This is a genomic window from Pseudomonas sp. MCal1 (assembly GCF_026341415.1).
Taxonomy (GTDB): domain Bacteria; phylum Pseudomonadota; class Gammaproteobacteria; order Pseudomonadales; family Pseudomonadaceae; genus Aquipseudomonas.
Genome location: NZ_JAKUMP010000036.1, coordinates 1 through 683, shown reverse-complemented (window position 1 = coordinate 683; position 683 = coordinate 1). Strand labels below are relative to the sequence as shown.

Genomic DNA, 683 nt, shown 5'->3' with positions numbered 1-683 from the left:
GTCTGCTCCCACTGCTTGTACGCATACGGTTTCAGGATCTATTTCACTCCCCTCTCCGGGGTTCTTTTCGCCTTTCCCTCACGGTACTAGTTCACTATCGGTCAGTCAGTAGTATTTAGCCTTGGAGGATGGTCCCCCCATATTCAGACAAAGTTTCTCGTGCTCCGTCCTACTCGATTTCATGACTAAGAGACTTTCGCGTACAGGGCTATCACCCACTATGGCCGCACTTTCCAGAGCGTTCCGCTAATCTCAAAGCCACTTAAGGGCTAGTCCCCGTTCGCTCGCCACTACTAAGGGAATCTCGGTTGATTTCTTTTCCTCAGGGTACTTAGATGTTTCAGTTCCCCTGGTTCGCTTCTTGCACCTATGTATTCAGTACAAGATAACCATCTTATGATGGCTGGGTTCCCCCATTCAGACATCTCCGGATCAAAGTCTGTTTGCCGACTCCCCGAAGCTTTTCGCAGGCTACCACGTCTTTCATCGCCTCTGACTGCCAAGGCATCCACCGTATGCGCTTCTTCACTTGACCATATAACCCCAAGCAATCTGGTTATACTGTGAAGACGACATTCGCCGAAAATTCGAATTTCTCAACTAAGAGAACTCACAAATTTTACCTTAGCCTGATCACCACCAGTGAAAGTGGCTTTCAGTCTATCTTTCTATCACATACCCAA

The 683-nt window shown here is 48.0% G+C and carries 1 rRNA gene; it reads right to left on the bottom strand.

Going from position 1 to position 683, the window contains the following annotated elements:
* Positions 1-535 (bottom strand): 23S ribosomal RNA (locus MKZ87_RS28840); the annotation flags it as partial.
* Positions 536-683: the final 148 nt, after the last annotated feature.